Origin of the sequence: Actinomadura harenae, assembly GCF_003696215.1 — a bacterium.
GTDB classification, from domain to species: Bacteria; Actinomycetota; Actinomycetes; order Streptosporangiales; family Streptosporangiaceae; genus Spirillospora; species Spirillospora harenae.
This window is the reverse complement of the sequence record NZ_RFFG01000001.1, coordinates 162519-184342: the sequence shown is the minus strand read 5'-3', so window position 1 is coordinate 184342 and position 21824 is coordinate 162519. Positions and strand designations below refer to the sequence as shown.

At 71.4% G+C, this 21824-nt stretch carries 18 protein-coding genes; 6 read left to right on the top strand and 12 right to left on the bottom strand.

The features are described from left to right. The first annotated feature begins 91 nt into the window (after positions 1-91). The 3 genes from EBO15_RS00795 (at position 92) to EBO15_RS00785 (ending at position 4486) form a co-directional block, all read left to right on the top strand. Positions 92-1528, top strand: coding sequence for a helix-turn-helix domain-containing protein (locus EBO15_RS00795; RefSeq protein ID WP_122192305.1), 1437 nt, complete (start codon positions 92-94; stop codon positions 1526-1528). A gap of 426 nt (positions 1529-1954) precedes the next feature. Beyond that, positions 1955-2671, top strand: coding sequence for a FadR/GntR family transcriptional regulator (locus EBO15_RS00790; RefSeq protein WP_122192304.1), 717 nt, complete (start codon positions 1955-1957; stop codon positions 2669-2671). 510 nt (positions 2672-3181) lie between these two features. Next, positions 3182-4486: a CynX/NimT family MFS transporter gene (locus EBO15_RS00785; protein WP_122192303.1), complete on the top strand. Its 1305-nt coding sequence runs from the start codon at positions 3182-3184 to the stop codon at positions 4484-4486. Between the two features lie 13 nt (positions 4487-4499). Here EBO15_RS00785 and EBO15_RS00780 read toward each other — a convergent pair whose 3' ends face one another. From EBO15_RS00780 to EBO15_RS00740, 9 genes are all read right to left on the bottom strand, one after another. Next, entirely contained in the window at positions 4500-4880 is a 381-nt protein-coding gene (locus tag EBO15_RS00780; RefSeq protein ID WP_122192302.1) for a hypothetical protein, read from the bottom strand. A gap of 250 nt (positions 4881-5130) precedes the next feature. Then, positions 5131-5448, bottom strand: coding sequence for a type II toxin-antitoxin system VapB family antitoxin (locus tag EBO15_RS00775; RefSeq protein WP_122192301.1), 318 nt, complete (start codon positions 5446-5448; stop codon positions 5131-5133). Between the two features lie 220 nt (positions 5449-5668). Further along, the gene (gene ypfJ, locus EBO15_RS00770; RefSeq protein WP_122192300.1) at positions 5669-6553 is read right to left on the bottom strand and encodes a KPN_02809 family neutral zinc metallopeptidase; all 885 of its coding nucleotides are present in this window, start codon (positions 6551-6553) and stop codon (positions 5669-5671) included. A gap of 144 nt (positions 6554-6697) precedes the next feature. Beyond that, positions 6698-7363, bottom strand: coding sequence for a GntR family transcriptional regulator (locus EBO15_RS00765; RefSeq protein WP_122192299.1), 666 nt, complete (start codon positions 7361-7363; stop codon positions 6698-6700). A 104-nt stretch (positions 7364-7467) separates the two neighbouring features. After that, entirely contained in the window at positions 7468-8739 is a 1272-nt protein-coding gene (locus EBO15_RS00760; protein WP_122192298.1) for an MFS transporter, read from the bottom strand. Between the two features lie 184 nt (positions 8740-8923). Further along, on the bottom strand, positions 8924-9280 hold the full coding sequence (locus EBO15_RS00755; protein ID WP_122192297.1) for an EF-hand domain-containing protein: 357 nt from the start codon (positions 9278-9280) through the stop codon (positions 8924-8926). An 86-nt stretch (positions 9281-9366) separates the two neighbouring features. Next, positions 9367-12012: a WD40 repeat domain-containing protein gene (locus EBO15_RS00750; protein ID WP_147481332.1), complete on the bottom strand. Its 2646-nt coding sequence runs from the start codon at positions 12010-12012 to the stop codon at positions 9367-9369. 149 nt (positions 12013-12161) lie between these two features. Continuing rightward, positions 12162-13217 carry a M4 family metallopeptidase gene (locus EBO15_RS00745; RefSeq protein ID WP_199744256.1) on the bottom strand — a complete coding sequence of 352 codons (1056 nt, stop codon included), beginning with the start codon at positions 13215-13217 and terminating at the stop codon, positions 12162-12164. Positions 13218-13362: 145 nt separating this feature from the next. Beyond that, positions 13363-14463 (bottom strand): ArsR/SmtB family transcription factor, encoded by a 1101-nt coding sequence (locus EBO15_RS00740; RefSeq protein ID WP_122192294.1) that lies wholly within the window; start codon positions 14461-14463, stop codon positions 13363-13365. A gap of 174 nt (positions 14464-14637) precedes the next feature. Between EBO15_RS00740 and EBO15_RS00735 the strand changes: the two genes are divergently transcribed. Together EBO15_RS00735 and EBO15_RS00730 are read left to right on the top strand one after the other, a co-directional pair. Continuing rightward, complete coding sequence (locus EBO15_RS00735; protein ID WP_122192293.1) at positions 14638-15960, top strand: MFS transporter; 1323 nt, start codon at positions 14638-14640, stop codon at positions 15958-15960. 155 nt (positions 15961-16115) lie between these two features. Beyond that, positions 16116-17204: an NBR1-Ig-like domain-containing protein gene (locus EBO15_RS00730; RefSeq protein WP_122192292.1), complete on the top strand. Its 1089-nt coding sequence runs from the start codon at positions 16116-16118 to the stop codon at positions 17202-17204. Positions 17205-17273: 69 nt separating this feature from the next. On the opposite strand, the gene EBO15_RS45045 is transcribed toward EBO15_RS00730, so the two are convergent. From EBO15_RS45045 to EBO15_RS00715, 3 genes are read right to left on the bottom strand one after another with little or no spacing between them, the layout of a single operon-like run. After that, positions 17274-18215 carry a SpoIID/LytB domain-containing protein gene (locus EBO15_RS45045; RefSeq protein WP_199744255.1) on the bottom strand — a complete coding sequence of 314 codons (942 nt, stop codon included), beginning with the start codon at positions 18213-18215 and terminating at the stop codon, positions 17274-17276. A 39-nt stretch (positions 18216-18254) separates the two neighbouring features. Then, positions 18255-19157 (bottom strand): peptidase inhibitor family I36 protein, encoded by a 903-nt coding sequence (locus tag EBO15_RS00720; RefSeq protein WP_122192291.1) that lies wholly within the window; start codon positions 19155-19157, stop codon positions 18255-18257. A gap of 38 nt (positions 19158-19195) precedes the next feature. Then, a complete protein-coding gene (locus tag EBO15_RS00715; protein ID WP_122192290.1) occupies positions 19196-20035 on the bottom strand; it encodes a peptidoglycan-binding domain-containing protein in 840 nt (279 codons plus the stop codon). A 294-nt stretch (positions 20036-20329) separates the two neighbouring features. On the opposite strand from EBO15_RS00715, the gene EBO15_RS00710 reads away from it, so the two are divergent. Next, positions 20330-21685: a pyridoxal-phosphate dependent enzyme gene (locus tag EBO15_RS00710; protein ID WP_199744254.1), complete on the top strand. Its 1356-nt coding sequence runs from the start codon at positions 20330-20332 to the stop codon at positions 21683-21685. The last annotated feature ends 139 nt before the right edge of the window (positions 21686-21824 follow it).

Here is a 21824-nt window from a genome sequence, read left to right as displayed (position 1 = left end):
ACCGCTTCGTTACTCTCGACGTGCGATAACCGACGATGTGCAATTATGTCGGAACCCCAGCCGCCTGTTTACTTCCGCTAAGTGAGTTCTCATGCCGGGTCCAGGCAACGTCGGGGAGCGCGTCCGCAACCTGCGGCTGACCAGACGCTTGTCGCAGGCGCAGCTCGCCGGACACGACCTCTCCGACAGTTACATCTCGTTGATCGAGTCCGGCAAGCGGACTCCCACCCCGACCGTCCTGCGGATGCTGGCCGAGCGGCTCGGATGCACGCCCGAGTACCTCGCCGAGGGCGTGGAGCCCGAGCAGCGCGCGCACCTGGAGGTCCGCGAACGGCACGCGCATCTGGCCCTGCTCGCCGGTGACCCGCGCGGCGCGGCGTCCGTCTTCGAGGACGTCATCAAGCGCAGCGACGACCCGGACCTCACCGCGCGGGCGCGTGAGGGACAGGCCCGCGCGCTCGAACGGCTCGGCCGGATCGATGACGCCATCGCCCTCTTCGAGGAGCTCCGCGAGCAGGCCGAACGCGACCCCGGACGGACCAGCTGGCTCCCGCCCGTGATCTCGCTCGCCCGCTGCTACCACGCGGTCGGCGACCTCGGCCAGGCCATCGCACTGGGGGAACGCACCCTCACGCGCCTGGACGAACTCGGCCTCACACGCGGGCACGAGCGCATCGAGGTGGGCCGCATGCTGCTGCTCGCCTACGTCGACCGCTCCGAGTTCGAACGCGCGCACGCGCTCGGACGGACGCTGCTCGCCGCCGAAGAGGCCGGACGCTCCGGCGACGGCGACACGTTGAGCGCCTGCTACCAGCGGGCCAGCGTCACGGCCCTCGACCAGAACGCGATCGGCGACTCGCTCTACTTCGCCGACCAGGCGCTCGCCGTGCGCGGGGAGGGCACCCGTCCTCGTGCGCTCGCGCGTCTGGACCTCGCCGCCGCGAAGGCCCTGCTCCGTGGCGTCCCGGCGTTCACCGCCGAGACGCCGGTGCGGGAGAGCATGCCGCTCGGAGCGTCCCCGGCCGCCGCGGAGGAGGCGCTGCGCCTCCTCAAGGGCGCCGAGGACCTGGAAGGCGCCGAGATCACCGAGCGCACCGTGGAGACGGCACGCGCACTGGTGATCCTTGGTCAGCCCGCGCAGGCGATCTCCCACCTGGAGGAGTTCCTCGAGACCGGCATGGCCCTGGCCGTGCCCGACGAGGACGTCCTCACCGCCCTGGGGCCCCTGCCGGACACCGACTCTGTCGCCCGCACGCACAAGGTGGCGCAGGCCCGGCTCGTCCTGGCGCGCGCACGAGTGGCGCAGCGCGACCCGAAGGCCGCGCTCGTGGTGCTCCGCGCGGCGTCCACGCAGCTGACCTCGCTCCCGGCGAGCCGGGCGTCCGCCCGTCTGCTTCACGAGCTGGGCGATCTCTTCCAGTTCGCGGGTGACACGCACGCCGCCACCACCGCCTACCGGCGCGCCCTCGAAGCCGTGGGCCTCCGTGCTGCCCGTCCGCACAACGCCCCCTGCGACGTCGGAGTCTGACCCGCTACGACCGACACGCGCGTCCGTCCGCCCGCCCATCCGGCTTTCCGCTGATGGGCGGGCGTGGTCGTTTTGCGGGGCTGTCGGGTTCTGACGGGCCGTGCTTGTGGATGAGGTGAGCTGTGCGCCGACTCCGTTGTGATCGAGACGGGCTGTGCGCGGGCCGAGCTGGGCGAAGTGAGCGAAGGCACACGTCCGGGGTGGATGGGTTCGGGCGCGATGACGCTTGATCGGTGTGGTGGGGCGAATTCGCAGGTCACCGTGGTTGCGGCGTTCGTTCTTACGGCCTGAGCGGGCGTGGCGGTGGGCGGTCGCGGCCTTGGGGGCGGGAATGACGGAGCCTGCGCGGACGTCCTAACATGGAGACATGGGATGATTGGCCCATTGGGGGTCAGGTTCGTCCTGGACGGCTTGTGAGGAGGGAACGTGACGCTGCGGACAGCTCGCCGCTCGTCCCTGGTGGAGCAGGTGATCGACCAGCTCAAGGGCGAGATCGTCGCGGGCACGTGGCCGGTCGGCGGCCGGATCCCTCCCGAGCCGGTCCTGTCGGAGAGCCTCGGCGTCGGCCGGAACACCGTGCGCGAGGCCGTCCGGGCCCTGACGCACGCCGGGATCCTGGAGAGCCTCCAGGGGGACGGCACGTACGTGCGCGCGACCAGCGAGATGTCCGGCGTCATGCGGCGCCGGCTCGAGCGGGCCGAACTCGTCGAGACCCTGGAGATCCGGCGCGGCCTGGAGGTCGAGGCGGCCCGCCTCGCCGCCGCCCGCCGTACCCCGGCCGACCTCGCGGCGATCGGGGCGGCTCTGGCGCTGCGCGACGCGGCGTGGGCGGCCCGCGAGCACCCCGAGTTCGTCGAGGCCGACCTCACGTTCCACACCGCCGTCGTGGAGGCCACCCACAACGGCATGCTGATCGAGCTGTACCGCGACTTCAGCGCCGCCCTGCGCGCGAGCATCGGCGCGGCGGGCGCGGTCGTCGAACACGCCGACATCCCGCACGGCCCCATCGCCGCCGCCATCGCCGCGAGTGACGGGGAAGCCGCGGCGGCCGCCGCCCGCCGATGTCTCGACCAGATCATGGACGAGGCGGACGACCACAACACCGACGACGAGGTCGAACGGTCCGTCCCCGACGTCCCCTGAGCTTGATCTGGGCCCGCGACGATTCGCGGCGGCCGTGATGCGTTCCGGGGCTGGAACCGTGCTCGCTTTTGGGTGAGGCGTGCGATTCTGCGCCGTCCCCTTGGCTGCGTTCATTCCAGCTCAGTACAGGTGCCGCGCCGGTAGGTGAAGCTGCATCGGCAGTGGAGACCGGGTGCGTGGACGAGTCCTTGAGCTGGATGACCTAGCGGTGCGCACCGGGTTCGAGTGTTCGGGCCTGCCCTCACCGGTGCTTGGTCGAGGGGGGCTCGTGCGGTGCGTCTGGTGGGGCGCAGGCTCCTGAACAGGTTCCGCGCGGCTTTGCAGTGAGTGGTGCCCAGCACAGCGCGGTGCGGATTCGCTCTGGGGTCAGCGGTACGTGGCGGCCCGGTGTGCACGGCGCACTGGTCAGGCTCGCACGGCGCTTCGGCTTCCTGGCCGCGGGCCGAGATTCACCGGACAGAACATTCACGACGATGGTGCTGCTCAGGCGGCGCCCGGGACCGAAGGATCATGAACACCAAGGCTTCGACCACTGCCCCGGCCATTTCTCGGCTGACGACTCTCTGGACTCTTGCCGGACTCATTCTGCTGACCGTCAACCTGCGGGCCGCGATCACCGGTGTGGCGCCGGTGCTCAGCGACCTGCAGGGGTCGTTGGGGCTGAGCGGCGTCGAGGTCAGTGTGCTGACGACGCTGCCCGTGCTGTGCCTCGGGGTGTTCGCCTCGATCGCTCCCGTGCTGGCGCGGCGTGTCGGGCCCGAGGCCGCGATCACCGTGGCGCTCTCCCTGATCACGGCCGGGATCGTGCTGCGGGTCGTTCCCGCGCAGGTGGCGTTGTTCGGGGGGACGGTGCTCGCGGGGGCGGGCATCGCGATGGGCAACGTGCTGATGCCCGCGGTGATCAAGAGCGCGTTCCCGAGCCGGGTGGGGTCGCTGACCGGGCTCATGATGATGCTGATGGCGGGCAGCGGCGCGATCGCCGCGGGGCTGGCCGTGCCGCTGGACAACGCGGGCGGGTGGCGGATGGCGCTCGCCGTGTGGGCCGTTCCGTCGCTGATCGGAGCCCTGGCCTGGGGGCCGCTGGCGCTTCGTTCGCGCCGTGACCGGCGGTCCGCGCCCGCCGAGGAGTCCGACGCGGCACGTCCCGCCGGTGTGGAGGGCTCGCTGCTGCGGTCGCCGCTGGCCTGGTCCGTGGCGGGCTTCATGGGGCTGGCGTCGCTGATGTTCTACGTCCTGATGTCGTGGCTGCCGCAGATCATGCGGGACCACGGGTTCGCGGCGGGGGAGGCCGGGGCGATGGTCTCGGTGATGATGCTGATCGGCATTCCGCTGGGCTTCGCGACCCCGGTCACCGCGGCGCGGATGCGCCGTCAGGGCGCCCTGGTGATCGCGGTCGCCGCGACGATGGTCCTGGGCATCGGCGGTCTGCTCGTCGCGCCGTCCGCCGGATGGCTGTGGGTGGGCTTCCTCGGGCTCGGGACGGGCAGCGCGTTCCCGCTGGCGTTCACCCTGCTCAACCTGCGGTCGCCGAGCCCGATGGTCGCCGCGCGGCTGTCCGGGATGGCGCAGACCGCGGGATATCTGCTCGCCGGTGTGGGGCCGCTGGCCGTCGGTCTGCTGCATGACCTGACCGGGGGCTGGACGGTGTCGCTCGGGCTGCTGTTCGTCCTGATCGTGCCCGAGGTGATCCTCGGTGTCATGGCGTCCCGGCCGGGGTTCGTGCGTCCGAGCATGACGACCGCCGAGTCCGAGCTGGAGCAGCTGATCGAGTCCGAGGCCGCCCTGCCGGTTCCGGAGCCCGCTCGCGCCCGCTGACCCGGGCGCGGGGTCAGCGGCCTCGTTTGGTGCGGCGCCAGGCCTGGTAGAGCTCTTCGACGTCGTCGTAGAACCACTGGGGGAGTTCTCCGGTGGCGCGGAGGTGGTCGATTTCTGACCTGGTCAGGCGTTCGGACGCGTCGTCCACGGCCACCGCGTAGTCGGAGAGCCGGTCATCGCTGGTCTCCTGGGTGTAGGAGTGGGCGGTCGGGGGCAGGGCGTTGCTGTTGAAAGGTGTGCGTCCTTGGCCCGCCATCAGGATGCGCAGCGGGACCGACCACCAGGACCGGGAGCGGCGGGCCAGGACCGGGCGGGCCGCCTGCCAGGCCAGCGCCGACACTGCGAGGTTTCGGCCGGGTACCCAGTCGCGCCGTTTCTTCCCGGTCTTCGTCATGGCTCGTCCCCCGGCCCCGAAGCGTGTTCATCCTCAGCCTGCGCCGGTCTCAGGACGTGTTCAAGGTCCGGTTCGGGATATCGCCTCGTGGAGTGTGCGTGAGGTGTCTTCGGGCGACGGGCAGCCGTTCGGGGGACGGCGAGGTTCGGCCCCCGAGGTCCGGCCTGGGCTGCACGCGGCTGCCGAGACTGTGCGGGGGCGCCGGGGCGTCCGGGAGACGGATGGCTTCCCGGCGATGGTGCCGGTGGGATCAGGTGGGGGTGCCCAGGTCCACGACGTCCAGGTCGAGGATCCGGGCGTGCAGGACGAGGCGCTGCTGGAGGGCGGCGCGGAGGGCCCGGTGCAGGCCGTCCTCGAGGTAGAGATCGCCCTTCCACAGGACGACGTGCGGGAACAGGTCGCCGTAGAAGGTGGAGTCCTTCGCGAGGAGGGACTGCAGGTCGAGCTCGCGCTTGGTGCTGATGAGCTGGTCGAGCCGGACCTGGCGCGGCGGGATCCTGGCCCAGTCGCCAGAGGACAGGCCGTGCTCCGGGTAGGGCTTTCCGTTGCCGACCGCCTTGAAGATCACGGTTTCGAGTCTACGGTCTCGGGAGCCGTGGACGGCATGCTCGCCGCCGGGGCCCGGCCGGTGTCGGATCGGAGCGGGGGTGTGACGCCCCTGTATCCGGCAGATGTGGCGTATTCGGCTGTGGCCTGCGCGGACGCGGAGGAGGCGGAGGACGCCGGGTGGCGGAGGCCGATCTCGCGGGGCGTGGTCATGGGCGTCCCCCGGGGGGTGGCGGGGCGGCTCAGAGGGAGCCGGAGAAGGTGTCGCATCGGCGGGGATCTCCTGTCTGGTAGCCGGTCGAGAACCACCGCTGACGCTGGGCGGCGGTTCCGTGGGTGAAGCCCTCGGGGTCGACGCGTCCCCTTGCACGCTGCTGGATGCGGTCGTCGCCGACGGCTCCGGCGGCGTCGAGGGCCTCGTTGATGTCGTCGCGGGTGAGGCGGGTCAGGAAGCCCGTGGAGACGGCGTGGTTGGCCCAGGTGCCCGCGTAGCAGTCGGCCTGGAGCTCGAGGCGGACGGAGCCGCCCGTCGCGCCCTTGGCGTTCGCCTTGACCTTGCTCATCGTGCCGAGCAGGTTCTGGATGTGGTGGCCGTACTCGTGGCCGACCACGTACGCCTGAGCGAACGGGCCGCCCTTCGCGCCGAAGTCGCGCTGGAGGTCGTCGAAGAAGGACAGGTCGAGGTAGACGCGGTGGTCGGCCGGGCAGTAGAACGGGCCGACCTGGGAGGTGGCGCTGCCGCAGCCGGTCTGGGTGGCGTCGCTGAACAGCCGCGTCTTGGCCGGTGAGTAGCGCCGGCCCTGGTCGGCGAACTCTCCCGACCAGTACTTCTGGACGCTGTTGACGGTGCCGACGATGCGGCAGTCGGCGGACTGGTCGGCGTCCGCGCCCGTGCGGCACTTGGCCGACAGGTTCGTGCCGGAGCCGATCCGGCCCTGGCCGCCGCTCGGGTGGGAGCCGGACCCGGAGCCGCCGGTGAGGTCGAGGCCGAACACCAGCGCGACGACCGTGACGATGACGCCGACGGCGCCACCGCCGATGATCATGCCGCCCGGCATGCCACCGCCGCCGCCGCGCGCGTCCTCGACCTGGGAGGCGTCGAGCTCCGCGTCGTCTCTGAAGTCCATCCCGACCCATCTCTCCGGTGCCCTCGGGGGTCGAAGGCGTCCGCACCAGGGTGGCACGGACGCCCGCAGCACCGCGCCGTCCGCTCGGAGTTGTGGACAACTCCGCGGTCGGGACGGCTGAGCAGGGGAGACGAGGGGGACGGGTCAGTTCGCGGGGGGAGGCAGGCGGATGTCCTGCCCGCCGAGGCCCAGCCGCCGGAGGATCCCGCCGGCGTGCTCCTGGAGCAGTCTTCGCGCGCGCGGTGCGTCGGCGTCGCGGAGCGCGGCCGCGATCTGGCCGTGCTCGGTGACGTCCTCGGCCGCGTTGTCCGGGTCGGCGACGGAGCCCGCCGTCAGCCGGAGCTGCTTGTTCCACAGGCGCGCGTACATGTCCTGGACGACGGAGTTCCCGGCCGCCGCCAGGAGCCGGTTGTGGAAGGACGCGCCCATGTCGACGAAGTCGTCGTCCCGGACGGGACGGCTGGGGTCGGCGTCCGGGGCGAGCCCGCGTCCCAGTTCCCGGAGCTCGTCCGGGCCCATGGCGGCGACGCGGTCGAGCGCGTAGAGCTCCAGGAGCAGGCGGGCCTCCATCGTCTCCCGGCCCTCGGCCAAGGTCACGGGGACGACCAGCCAGCCGCGCTTCGGGTAGAGCCGGAGGAACCCCTCGGCTTCCAGCCGGTGCAGCGCCTCGCGCACCGGCGTCCTGGAGATGTCCAGCTGGTCGGCCAGCGCGCCCTCGGACAACAGCGTGCCGCCCGGATGCGTGCCGTCCAGGAGGCTTCGCCTCACGTGCGAGTACGCGCGTTCGGCGGCGGGGGTGCGCATGGTCATGGCGTCATCGTCCCGCAGATCGCGCGTCGCTTTCGGCGTCCGGCCGTTCTGGGGGCGCGTGCGCACGTCCTTCTGGCTATGGCGTGTGCCTGCATGGCCCTGGCTCATGCCTGCGCGTCTGCCCGGTCCATGGCCCGCGTGCCCTGGGGGGCACCCGCGAACGCGGCCTTGGGGAGATGGCGGCGCGAGTTGGTCGCCACGACGGCCAGGCAGGCGAGCACGACGGCCGTCACCAGGAGAAGGAGAACCGTGTAGGAGACGGTAGAAGAAAGAAGTGCCAGCGTGGCGGGCAGGAGGAAGCCCGTGTAGGCGAGGGCGTAGAAGACGCCTGTGAGTCCGGCCAGGTCTCGTCCTGTGGCGATGCGCTGGATCTCCAGGAGCCCGTTCACGAGCCCGATGCTGTAGCCCGCACCTAGGACGACCGCCACGGCCAGCCCCGCCCACGGCGAACGGGGCCCTGCGTTAAGCGCGGCCATGAGCGCGCCCAGACCGACAAGACCCAGGGAAGCCATCGCGCCCCGCGCTGTGGAAAGCGAGTCGAGACGCTTGGCGATGGGCTGCACCGCCACACCCGTCCCCAGCGTGAGGACGGTCAGCGCCGTCGCGTAGACGAGCTGCCAGGTGCCCATGCGGTCGGCTTCGAGCTGAGGGGTGATGGCGTAGGCGATACCGGCCGCGCCGAAGACCCAGGGGGCCGTGGGGAGCACGACCTTGACGAAGCGCCGGTGCCCCGCGGCCGGGACGCGCAGGTCACGCCAGAGCGGCCCTTCAATTCGGCCGGGCGACAGTTGCGGGACCTTCGGCAACAGCATCAGCACCGCGAGGGAGAGGACGATGGGCGGCAGGTAGGGGAGCACCATGGGCCACGGAGCCCACTGGGCGAGGAGGCCCGCGACACCCGCGCCCATGCCGAACCCGGCCGTGAGCGCCAGGGAGGCGCGCCGCGCGCCCGCGCCCGGCGACGCGTCCGGATCGAAGGGCGCCCCGGAGAGCTCCTTGACCCAGCTCGTCCCGACCGCCATCGCGACGCCGACCGCCACACCGGTCAGCATCCTGCCCAGGAAGATCGGGCCGACGCCCAGGGGACCGGCCGCGAGGACCGCGCACGCGATCGCCGACAGGGCCGTCCCGGCGAGCATCAGCGGCCTGCGGCCATAACGGTCCGAGGCCGGGCCGCCGACCAGGAGCCCGGGGACCAGGCCGAGGACGTAGGCGCCGAGCATCGCGTCCACGGTGAGCGGCGAGTACCCGCCCAGCCGCCGGTACATGACCAGCAGGGGCGTGAACTGGTTGCCCGCCCAGCCGCAGCAGAACATCGCGGCGGCGACGGGCCGCCAGGCGGACGCGGCGGTACGGGATGGGGCGATCTCGGGCATGGCGGCGGGAATCTCTCGTTCCGGGGGACTTGCATCCATAGAGTATGCGACTTGTATACAAGTTGCACGCATGGAGGTGCGGCGGCCCCGAGCGCGCCCGCCGCGCCACTCGATCTCGTCTGGCGAGGACGTGAGAAAGGGCGGCGTCCGGTGGACGCCGCCCTGGGTGTGCCTGTCGCCTCCGTCAGTCGGTCGCCGACGGGACCGGGGCGGCCTGGTCGACCGAACGCAGCCATTCTTCGAGGTCGATGCGGCCGTCGCCGTCGGTGTCGGCGCTCATGAGGTGGTCCAGGGCCGCCTCGGGGAGGTCCAGGCCGAAGTTCTTGTAGGACGTCCGCAGCTCGTCGCGGGTGACGAAGCCGTCCGCGTCGCTGTCGAGGGCCTTGAACGTCGCCTCGGCCTGCCCCAGCAGGGAGTCGGGGCCGCCCGCGCCTGCCTGGCCGTCGGCGCCTGCCTGGCCGCCCGTGCCTGCCTGGGCGCCCGCGCCAGCCTGGCCGTCAGCCGCCGCTTCGGTGTCGGTGATGGTCTCTTCGTCCGCCATGTCGTCCTCTTGTCAGGGGGAGCCGGGCAGCATTCTGTCGCATGTCTCCGACGGTCACCGCTTGTTCACTGAGAGGAAGGAACTTGTCACCACGGGGCTCGGTCGTGGCCCGTGCTCACGATCCACAGGGCGGAGAAGGCGGCCGCCGCGCGGTCGTTGAAGTCGTCCGTGGGGAGTTCGCCCAGCAGGTCGAGGACGGCGCTGAGATGTCCGAGGTCAGCGGCCTTCTGGACGAGGTCCCTGACCGGGATCTTCCGGCGGGCGCGAGGTGTCTTGAGCCATGCGACGTGGGCTTCGGTGAGGTCCGCGACGTCCGCTTCGGTGGGTGTCGGCGGCAGGGAACGGCTTGGCGCGCCGTCGGCGACCGCCTGGGCTCGCTCGTAGGTCTCGTCCGGGATGTACCAGCAGCCGTCGAGCCACGAGCGGAGCAGGTCGGGGCGTCCGAGCTCGGTCAGCGGCCTGATCAGGCTCGACGGCCGGTCCATGCCGGGCGGGACCCAGGCTTCGAGGAACTCCTCGGCCAGGTCGAGCCGACCGGTGCCCACCAGGTAGAGCAGCCAGGGTTCGGTGTCACGGTCGAGGGATGACTGGTCGCCGACCTCGTCGGGAGCCCAGAGCTCGCGGGCTTCGTCGACGCGTCCGCATTCGGTGAGCGCCCAGATGACTCTGAGTCGCTTGTTCCAGGGGTTGGAGTCCGTCGCGATTCCCGCACGCGCGCGTGTGAACCACGCGTCGGCGGCGGCCTGGTCGCCCAGCGCCTGATGGGCACCGGCCATCGCGGACGTGATGTCGACGCTGTCATGCGGGGTGAGGGACGCCTCCGCGTGCGCCTCGGCATAGGCGAAAATTGGTCGCGCCTGCTCGGGCAGTCCCGCGCGAGCAAGGATCATCGCCACCTCTGCCGACGCCATGACGCGCTGGTCCGCGTCGGGGATCGCGTCGAGCAACTCGACGGCGCCCTCGGGCTCTCCTCGCCGCGCCCGCAGCCGCGCGGCCCCGCGGAGCTCCTCGTTCACGGCGAAGTTCCAGTTGCCGCCGAGGACGGACGCCGCCTCCTTCGCCGCCGCGAACAGGTCGTCCGTCGTCGCGGTGTTGGGCGGCGGCCAGATGCCGTCCTTGGCGGGAGAGACGGTGGTACCGGCGGCGTCGAGTTCCTGGACGATCTCCCGGACGTAGTGGCCGGGGCCCGTCTCGTTCAGCAGTTCGGCGGCGGTCCGGACGTCCGGGACGATCTCCAGCCCGCCCCACCGCACCGGCCAGGCGAAACGCCGGTCCACCGACCAGGCCAGCACCGCCTCCAGGTCCTCCCTGCGGTCCGGTGGCCCGATGACCAGGCCTTCCTCGAAGGCCGCGCACCACGTGCCGTCGTCCAGCGCGAAGTTGATCCCCTCGAAGGCGTAGGGGTGTTCCAGGAGCGGGTCGGACGGTGGTTCACGCAGGAAGGTGAAGTCGCCCAGGACCTCCCCGGTGCCGGGACGGCGGAAGGTCACGCGCGTCCCGTCCACGGACACCGCCACGGACGGCTCGCCGGACGTGTCGCCGGACGTGTCGCCGGACAGGGCGCCGGACAGTTCGCCGGACGCGGCGTGTGAAGCAGCCTCGTTCTCGGGTGCCCAGGTGACCTCCTTGGTGGCCAGGTCGATGGCGAGGTCCCGTTTGGTCCGGGCGTCGTAGGCGTGCAGGCGGGCGCCGTCGGGCGACCAGCCGAGCACCGACAGGTCGTCCTCCGCGACCCCGTCGGGAAGGGTTCCGTTGAGCAGATACGGGTGCGTGGACGGCGCGTAGTTCGGCAGCCAGAACAGGTCGCCCGCCTCGAGCGGGACGACGCATCCCCTGATCGCGCACGGGGACCCGGATGCGACGTAAGCGCTCCGCCCGTCGGGTGCCAGCGCCCAGTGCGGCGGGCGGCTCGACCCGTCCGTCACGTCCGCGCTGGCCAGCGGATACGTGGTGCCGGTGCCGACCGCGAACGGGTCGAACACCCCGACCTGGTTGGTGTTGTAGGCGAGCCCGACGCGGGTGCCGTCGTCCGACCACTGGATCGCGCCGTCGTAGTCGGGCCAGCCGACTCCTCCCGGGACGCCGTGCAGCACGTTCACGCAGCGTCCGGTGGCTGTTTCCCAGATTTGCAGCACACCGCCGCGGTGGTATTCGTCGCCGACCCAGCTTCCGGTGGCCAGATAGCGGCCGCACGGACTGGCCGCGGACGACTCGATTTCGGTGACATGGCCGAACGGCTGCTGCAAACGCGTGTCGGCGAGGTCGCGGATCCGCCTGGTGGCGAAATGATGGGCATCGGTGATTCCGTGGTCCTGCTCGAGTTTCCACAGGCGCGCGCGAAGCGGCGGCAGATCCCGCTCGGCGGCGAAGGACGTCCAGTCGGCGTCATAGAGGACGTCCAGCAGCGCGTCCGCGTCGACGGCCGACGCGATCGACGCGTGATCCGCGAAGACTCCCAGGTCGGACGGGGTGGACTCGTCCTCGGCCGAGGGCCCGGCGGCCTTCTCGAGAACCATCCGCAGCGTTTTCCAGTCATAGATCGGAATGCCGCGCGTGCTGGCACTGCCGACTTTGACGCCTCGTACTCCGTGCGCGCGGAAGACGACATCGGTCTTGCCGGACACCGACCCTGATACCCGCGCGCCCAGTGCTTCGAGCCCGGCCTTCGCGGTGGCCTGGGACAGCTCGTGAAACCGTCCCATCAACACCACGGTCTTCCCTTGAAGATCCATGGGCCTCGACCGTAGAGACTCCCTCCGACAATGTGCCACCGACATGACGAAAATGCTCAGCACGGTCGGAACGGTGATCTGAGGGGAGAAATTCGCGGTGTCGTCCGGCCGGGTGCCGGACCGGAAGCGGCCCGGCACCCGGAGGGTCGTCAGAGCCCGGGGATCTGGCGGGCCGCGAAAGCCCGCCGGACGGTCTCGGCGGCCTTGTCGCCGTACATGGTGCGGGCCGTGGCGACCGTGGTCTTCGCGGCGGCGCTGAAGTCGGTGTCCGGCGCGAAGGAGAACTGGGCGTTCACGATGATCCGGTCGGCGACGCGGGCGCCCAGCGCCTGGCGGATGTCCCAGAGCGCGTTGGACCAGATCTCGCCGTCCGCGTGGACCTCGCCCACCTTGTCGCCGTACACCTTGCCCGTGTCGAGGCGGCGCAGGCAGTGCGGGGTGGTGGAGGTGTACGCCGTGGAGTCCCAGTCGCCCACGCAGGCCTCGGGGGTCAGGCGCGGCCAGCCGTACCGGGCGTCCGCGGCCAGGCCGACCTCGACGCCCAGGTAGTCGCCCCACGCCTCGCCGATCGCGCCGGCCTCCTCCGAGCTCCCGAACCCCGGGACCTGGGACTCGTGCACGGCGTGCCCGTACTCGTGGACGATGACCTCGCCGTCCTCGGCGTCGTCCACGCCGCCCTTGCCGAAGCGGATCTCGTCCTTCTTGTCGGTGAAGAACGAGTTGTCGGCGCCGTACTGGTTGATCCGGACGTTCTGCGGCCGGTCGTTCGCGCCGCGGAACTCGCCGCCGAAGCCGAGGCCCTGCAGGTACTCCTGCGCCTCGTTCACCCAGAAGTACGCCATGACCTGCTCGAACTGGTCGGCGTCCCGGGTGTAGGCGAAGGTGCCGGTGGACGAGAACGCGGGCGCCCCGGTCGACGAGCGGATCACGGCCCAGCGTCCGGACAGGTTGCCGCTGCCGTCCAGGTTCCGCAGGGCGACCTTGGCGTACGCGGAGGCGGGGACGGCCGAGGCGGCGTCCTTGTCGTCCGTCAGGTTCTCGTTCCCCGAGGACTGGACGGGGTTGACCATGAAGACCTGGCCGGTGCCGGTGGTGACCCCCGTCGCGGGCGCGGCGAGGGCGGGAGCGGCGGCGAGTCCGGACGCGGTGACGACCGCGCCGACGGCGGCCAGCGCGAGGCGCGGTGCACGGATGAGACGGGTCAAGGCTCCTCCAGAGGGGGTGGCCGAAGGACCGGCCAGGGGGGCAGACCCGGTCCGTTGGGGGATCATGCACCACCGTGGGAGCCCTTGGGTAGAGGGGATGCGCTACGGGCTCTCTGCCCGAAAGATCCCGAACTGCCCGGACGTGTCAGCCCAAGGGAGCGCCCTCGGCCAAGGCGGTGTCGCCGGCCAGGGGAGGGCCATCGGCCAGGGGAGGGCCGTCGGCCAGGAGGCGGCGGCCGAGCTCCGTGGTGGTGTGGCGCACGCTCCGCCCGACGCGATGGGTGGTGACCAGGCCCGCGGCGCGAAGTGCGGCCGCGTGCTCCGACGCCGTGGACTTCCCGACTCCGAGACGTCCGGCGAGTTCGGTGGTCGTGGCGGTTCCTTGGACGGCGCGCAGCGCACGAGCCCGTCCCCAGCCGACGAGGACGGTGAGGGCGTCCTGCCCGTCCCGCCTGTCCCGCCCGTCGCGCCGATCGCGCCCGGTCGCGGTGCCCTGCGGAATGGCGGTGGCGTGGTAGGCGATGACGGCCTGGCGGCCGGCGGTCACCGATCCGGTGATGCTGAGCGAGTCCGGGCCGGTGAACGGGCTCGGCATGAGGAGCAGCCCGTGTCCGGACAGGCTGACGGTCGTCTCCTCGGCGCCTCGTCTCGGGCGGCATCCGTCGAGCCTGAGCGTCAGCGTGTCGTCGTCGCGCCAGGTGAGTCCGCTGCTCAGCCCGGCCAGCATGGACGCCGGGCCCGTGGTCGCCATCTGGGCTCCGCGGCGGGCGATGTCCGCGCGAAGCCGCTGCTCGAACCCCGGCCAGTCCTCGGCCAGGCAGGCGCGGAAGAGCGAGCGCGCCGCGTCGACCAGGCCGGACAGGCCGCGTCCCGGTCCCTCGCGGAGTTCGAGCGCGCTGCGCGGCGCTCCGGGAAGGGCGTCGAGGAAGCGGAGATCGGCCTGGATCCGGGCCTCGCTGAGGGAACGCAGGGCCTCGAGTTCGGTGGCGAACGAAGGACCCGCCCCGTCCCGGGCCGCCGGAAGCACCGGCGTGAGGAAGTCGGGCACGTACCAGGGATGCGCGTTGATCAGCTCGAGCAGCGGAGCCGCGGCACGCGGAACGTGCCGGCGGTGAGCCCGCTGCCACGCCTGGGCCTCCCGTGAGGGCTGATGCCCCCAGAAACCGATGACCAGGTTCTGCAGGGGCGACACCGCGATGCGGGTGCGCCCCAGGTCCTGAGTTTCCGCGACCAGGTTCAGCCGCAAGACGCGCCCCTTTCCCCTGGCGGCCGCCCAACTCCACCGCCGCCGCTGTCCACGGTAGCCCTGGCCATGGGAACACCGACGGTTCGGTACTCCGCCGAACTGCTGGCTTGGCGCGAAGGCGCGGAGTGAACCTGACGGTTCACAAGACCGGACATACCGCACAGGAGAGTTGTGATGCAAGACCAAGATGCGGGCGGCGTCGCCGTCGACGATGCCCGGCACGAAGGCCAGGACCAAGACCGGGACCAAGACGGGGCGCGGCGGTCGGCCGATGACGCGAGTCGTCGCAACGCCCAGGTGCTGGTGGCCTTCACCGCCGTGACGAACCTGACCGACGGCGTCACCAAGGTGGCCCTGCCGCTGATCGCCAGCTCTCTGACGCAGTCCCCGGCCCTGGTCTCCCTGGTCCTGTTCACGATGACCCTGCCCTGGCTCCTCATCTCGCTGCACGTCGGCGTCCTGGTCGACCGCGCCGACCGGCGGCGGCTGCTGTGGGCCGCGAACGTCCTGCGGGTCGCGGCGGTCGGCGTCCTCGTGGCCGCGACCGCGTCCGGCGCGATCGGCCTGCCGCTGCTCTTCGCCTGCGCGGCCGTCCTCGGCGTGGCTGAGGTGGTCGCGCTGACGTCGGCGTCCGCACTCGTCCCGGACGCCATCGCGCCCGCGGGCCGCGAGCGGGTGAACGCCGTGATGACCGGAGTGGAGACGGTGTCGAACGAGTTCGTCGGACCGTTCGCCGGCGGCCTGCTCGTCGCCGCTGGCGCGAGCCTGGCCCTCGGCGTGTCCGCAGGCGGCTACCTGGCGGCGACGGCGCTCCTGCCGCTGCTGGTCGGACGGTTCAAGGTCGTCCGGGCCGCCGGACGCCCGCCGGTCTCGGTGAACCGGCAGATCGGCGAGGGGCTCCGCTTCCTGTGGCGGCAACGGCTCCTCAGGACGCTGTCGCTGTCGGTCGCCGTGCTGGTGACCTGCTGGGCCGCGTGGTTCGCGCTGATGCCGCTGGTCGCGACGAGGGTGTGGGGGCTGAGCCCCACCGGCTACGGTGCGCTGGTCGGCGCGCTCGGCGTCGGCGGACTGGTCGGCACGCTCGTCGTGGGCCACGTCAACCGCCTGCTCGGACGCCGCTGGGCGATGTTCGCGAACATCTTCGCCGCGGCCTCGATGGTGGCCGTCCCGGCCGTCACCGCGAACGTCTGGGCCAGCGGCGCGGCGGCGTTCCTCGGCGGTCTCGGCAGCACACTGTGGGTGGTCAACGCGCGCACCATCGGCCAGTCCCTCGTGGAGCCGGGCATGATGGGCCGCTTCAGCGCGGCCTCCCGGCTGTTCGGATGGGGATCCCTGCCGCTGGGGTCGGCCGCGGCCGGGGCGCTCGCCCAGGCGGTCGGGTACCGGGTCGCGTTCGGGGTCTTCACCGCCGCGGCGGTGGTGGTCGTCGTCCCGTTCCTCCGCGCCCTCACCCCCGAGGCACTGGACGAGGTCGAGGCCCGCCTGCGCGCCCAATGATCGTCCTTTCGCAGGTCACGACGGCGCGGACGAGCCTTCCGCCGATCGGTTACCGATGGGTGCACAGAGAATGCGCGTGGCGGACGATCAGGGTTCGCCCACTGGTCCAAGTTCACGCTTGAGCTATGCGTGTGGGCGCTGTTAGCTTCACGACGGTGGACGCCATTCGTGCGCGCGCGGAGGCGATCGAGCACTTCGCCGAGCTTCTGCGGGAACTGCGCAGTTCCGTTGGCAATCCCTCGTTCCGGGAGATGTCCGGCCGGTCCCGGGCGATCTCGCACGCGACGCTCCACGAGGCCACGCGAGGCAACCGGCTTCCGAGCTGGGCCACCACCGTCGAGTTCGTCAAGGCGTGCGGCGGAGACCCTGAGGCATACCGCGAACGCTGGGAGAAGGCGAACCTCGCGGTCAGGTCGGTGACCACCGGCGGCCACCCCGTCCTGGCCGACCCCGACCCCGACCCCGCGTCCGCGTCCGTGCCCGGCGAAGGCTCCCCGTCCGGGAAGCCGCCAGGCGGAGAAGCCTCCGGCGGCGAGGCCGCCGCGGACGTCCCCCTCGGTGAGGCGCTGCCGGCCGACTGGGGCACGGGCGAGCTCCTGCCGGTCGGGGGCGGTGCGACGGAGCCCCGGCCGGTCGACCTGATCAGCGGCGAGGTCCTGCTCACCGGAACGGCGACGGAGCGGCGGAGGCGCGTCCGTCCGAACCGCCGGGTCACGGCCGTGTCCGCGGCGGTCGGCGTCGGAGTGATCGCCGTCTGCGCCGTCGCCGTCGCCCGCGGCTCCTTCGACTCCGGCGGGCACGCCCTGAACCCGTCCGGTGCGGAGTCCGAGGCCACGGCCGCCTGCCCGGTGGTGCTGCCGCAGCCCTCGCCGACACCGCCCGCGCACGACGGCGACGCGTCCATCTTCGTCATGGACGTCACGCTGCCCGACTGCGCGCACGTCGCCCCGGGCAAGACCGTCACCAAGACCTGGCGGATCAAGAACATCGGGACCGTGCCGTGGACGGGGTACTCCCTGATCAGGCTCGACCTGCCGCAGGGCGACGACGACTGCCGGACCCCCGCCCGCATCCCGGTCAGGGACACGGAGCCGGGCCAGGTGGTCGACATCTCGGCCGACGTCTCCACTCCAGGCAGACCGGGCCTCTGCTACGTCCGCTTCAAGATGCTGGACGCGTCGGGGACGGTCGCGTTCCCCGGAAAGCGTCCCGTCAACTTCCAGATCGTCGTCGACGCGCCCTAGTCGCCCTAGTCCTCCGCCGCGCACGTGCCGCGGCGGAGGACCAGGGCGGTCGTCACGTCCCCTCAGGGATCAGGAGAGGGCGATCCCCCGGTAGTAGTGCTGGAGGATGCCCGCGTAGCCCCAGCCGCTGTTGGCCAGGTCGCGCGAACCGTTCTGCGACATCCAGTCCCCGGTCTTCCAGTCACCGCACGCGCTCGTGGTGGCGCAGTACTGCGCCATGAAGACCGAGCCGCCCCGGGTCATCCGGGTGCCCCACGTCGCGTCCACGGCGGCGTTGGTGGGCGCCGTCGCGGAGCCCGGACGGTACACCTGGCTCGACGTGCTGTCGTAGACGTCGAAGCAGTGGCCGTTGACCTTGCGCGTCGAGTGCAGCGCCCACCACCAGGCGTAGCTCTTGACCGCCACCGCACCGGCCTTGAGGGATTCCCTCGGCCAGCCCGACACCCACTCGTTCGGCAGGACGTTCTTGACGTACGTCTTGAAGTCCACCCGGTCCACCCGGTGCTGGGACACCCGGTACACCAGGATCGACGAGGGCAGCCTGCTGTTCGACCCGTCCGTCTTGCATCCGGTCGACGGCGGCGGGGTGCTACCGAGGAACTGGTGCGAGGCGTTCTGGTTCTTCAGCGTGGAGTCCAGGTTGCCCCGGGCGCCAGGGCCGAAGTCCTGGTAGTGGCCGCCGTAACGGCTGTTGAAGTAGACCCGCACGGTCGAGGACGAGCGGTTCCACACCGAAGCCGCGTTGTTCTTGACGCAGATGCCCTTGCCGGCCCCCGCGCCCTTGAAGTCGTAGCAGGACGGCTGCTTCGCGCCATAGTCGGCGACCGAACCGGTGAAGTCCGAGACCGACCCCTGGGTGTTGCTGTTGAAGTAGTAGCAGAACTCGCCGCTGTCGCAGACTCCGTTGCGTCCCGCCGCCATGGCGGGCGAAGCGGTGGCGAGCACCGCCCCGCTGAGCGTCATCGCGGCCGCCGCCGCGGTGAGCCCCGGGATCAGCCGTGCACGTCGCATCGACACACTCCTCCTTCGCTCGTGGACGTCTGGGGCGCGTCAGCGGACGCTGTAGCCCTGGGAGATCCAGAACGAGGTCGGGTTCGGGTTGTCGAGGTGCCAGTCGTTGACGCTCTTGGCCGCGAGGGTCGTGCGGCCCATCCGCATCTCGACGTGGGTGTGCTCGCCGTTCACGCTCGAGACGCCGCGGTAGGACTCGTTGGCGATGTACTGCCCCTTGTTGATCCACTGGCCGGTGCGCAGCGAGCCCAGCGGGGCCGAGTGCAGGTAGATGATCGTCCGGCCGAGGGAGGCGTTGTACACGGCGATCGTGGACAGCCCGCCCGAACCGGTGTGCCCCCAGACGACGTTGATGATCTGCCCGGAGACCAGGGCGTGGACCTGCGAGTTGAAGCTGCGGGAGATGTCGATGCCCTCGTGGCGTCCGGGGGTGCTGGTGTAGCCGTCGAAGCCGCAGCTGATCCGGCCGCCGCCGGTCTGGTAGAGCGCCCACGACATGGCCGTCTGCCCCGACGGCGGCGGGTTGTTGCCGAGGAACTGGTGCGAGGCGTTCTGGTTCTTCAGCGTGGAGTCCAGGTTGCCCCGGGCGCCAGGGCCGAAGTCCTGGTAGTGGCCGCCGTAACGGCTGTTGTAGTACACGCGGACGGTCGAGGAACTGCGGTTCCACACCGAGGCGGCGTTGTTCTTGACGCAGATGCCCTTGCCGTTGCCGGCGCCCTTGAAGTCGTAGCAGGACGGCTGCTTCGCGCCGTAGTCCGCGATCGAGCCGGTGAAGTCCGAGACCGACCCCTGGGTGTTGCTGTTGAAGTAGTAGCAGAACTCACCGGAGTCGCAGACTCCGTTGCGTCCCGCCGCCATGGCGGGCGAAGCGGTGGCCAGGACGGCCCCGCCGAGGGCCGCCGCGGCGGTCGCCGCGGTGAGGAACTTGTTGAACGTGCGCATGCCTTTTCTCCTTCTGCGGTGCGGGGGATCGGTTTCGGTTAGCGGACGCGCAGGTATTCCTCCCAGGTGCGGATGGGCACCTGGGGACCGTCGTCCTTGCCACGGTTCGCGAGACCGTTCTGGCCGAGGTAGTAGTCGCCGATCTGGTGCTGGGCCTGGCTGGACAGATCGGTGTCGTTGATCGCGGCGGCGTGGATGTGCCACGGCCAGTCGCCCTGACTCGGGTTGCGGACCCAGGCCGCGAACCCGACACGACGCAGCGCCTTGGCCACGGACGTGCGGGTGGCGGCGCTCATCCCCTTGACGTTGACGTCGACGACACCACCGCCGTCATGGGTGCCGGCGGACGTCGGGTCCCCACCGGGGTTGTAAGACCCCTGGTCCAGGACGAGCCTGCGGTGCAGCAGCCGTCCGGCCTCGGCGAGCATGGCCCGCGTCCGGGTGTCGACGACGAACTTCCCGGCGGGGACGCGCGGACCCGGCACGATGACATGGGTGACCTTGAAACGCCCCGCGCCGAGCTTGGTCAGCGACGTCCTCCCCGGCAGCCCGTTGGCCCCGAGCCCGCTGAAGCCCAGCGACTGCTGGTACTTCGCGAAGGCCGTGACCGTCATCGTGCCGAAGTAGCCGTCCACCCACTTCGCGTCGAGCAGGTGCCTGTCCGCGAGGGCCTTCTCGACCAGCAGCACACTGGCCTTCGCGCCGGGCGTCAGCGTGTCGTCGGGCCGCCGCGGGTCGATCTGGGCCGCCTTGACGACGGCCTCCATGTTCACGGTCGGAAGCGGCTTCGTCGGCGCCGCCAACGCCTCCGACGCACCCGCCGGCGACGCGACCATGACGGCCGCCGCGAGCACGGCGACGCTTGTGGGGAGCTTCATCGGATCTCCTGTGCGGACCGGGGGCAGAGCCACGACCACCGGTGGCTCACAAGGCCGAAAGCTTCACGGCTTTCGCAAATGTCAACAACGGATCCGATGTCGTCAACTTGTCAGACCCCCCTCTGACCAGCCCAAATGAAAACCCCCTGACCACTCCCCTGACGCCCCCTGAACACCCCCACCCCTCACACCCCGCCTCCGAACCCACCCACAAGTCCCAGGGAACCCGTCCCCGGATGCCGAGGAGGAGCGCATGTCCGAACCGTCCCCCGACCGACGTCCTGTGGTGGATCGGTGCGCGGGCGGTTGCCGCCCGCGAGATGCGAGGGCATCCTGACGGCTCCGGACCGCAGCGCGGCGCCGAGCTCCACGGCGCCGCCGCCGACCGGAGCAACCTGGCCGGCAGCGGACCGAGACACGACGCTGACCCTCACCGAGCCGCCCCATGCCGAGTCCTGGGCCCGTCACCCGGAGGTGCGGATCGACCTCCAGCCCCACGGCTACGCCGCCCCGTCCGCCGGCCTCGTGGACGGCTCGGTCGCTGTCGCCCGCCTCCGCCTGCCGATCGACGGCGGCAGCGACTGGCTGCCGCCGCAGCGGCCCGGCTCCCACCTCGCGGGTCATGCACAGGAGCTCCATCCCGAAGGACGACAACATCCACCGTGCCCTGGGAGAGATATGACGACCCCGCAGTTGCACCGGCGCTTCCCGGCGCTGGAGCGAACGCTTCCGTTCCTACGGCTGGGGGACGCCCCGACCCCCGTACGGAAGCTCACCGGAACCGGCAGGGACGACCTGTGGTGCAAGGACGACAGCGGCTATGGCTCAGGCGGCTGGGGCGGCAACAAGGTGCGCAAGCTGGAATGGCTGCTGCCCGAGCTGCGCCGGCGCGGGGTGCGCACCGTGCTGACCGTGGGCGCGACCGGGACCAACTGGGGCCTTGCGGCGACACTGTACGGGCGTGAACTCGGCATCGACACCGTCATCGCACTCGTCGACCAACCCGAGGACGAGCACGTGCGCGAGCAACTGCGCAGGCTGCGCCGGTCCGGTGCGACGCTGCACTTCACCCGCAGCAAGCCGCTGACCATGGCTGCCGCGCCCTGGCTCTTCCTCCGGCACGCGCGCGGTCTGCGGCTCCCGTCCTATCTGCCCGCCGGTGGCTCGGCGCCGATCGGCGTGCTCGGCTACGTCGAGGCGGGGCTGGAACTCGGAGATCAGGTGGAAGCGGGCGAACTACCGGAACCCCGGTGCATCGTCACCGCCGTCGGCTCCGGTGGGACCGCCGCGGGCCTGGCCCTGGGCTGCGCGCTGGCGGGCCTGCGCTCGCAGGTACTGGCGGTGGTGGTCAACGAGACGCTGCCGCTGGCCACCGTCGACCTGACCCGGCTCGCCGGCCGGGCCGCCGCCGTCCTGCGCAGGCGCGGGGCCGCCTTCGACATCCCACCGCCACGGCTCACCTCGACGCGCGCCCACCTGGGCCGCGGCTACGGCCACCACACGACCGAGGCCACCGCCGCCGCGCAGGTCGCCGAGGCCGCCGGGCTGCACCTTGATCCCGTCTACACCGCCAAGGCGTTCGCCGCCGCCCTGACCGCCGCCCCGGACGGCCCGGTCCTCTTCCTGAACACCTACGGCCCAAGAACCTGAGCCCTCGGGCCACCTGAGACGACTCGGACCAGCCCCACACGAGCCGTGAGCCGTCACCAAGCCCGACGGAGAACAGGACGAGACAAGCCCACCCCCGCCCGTGCCAGGGAGCAGTGCGCGCAGTCCCCAGATGTTCCCG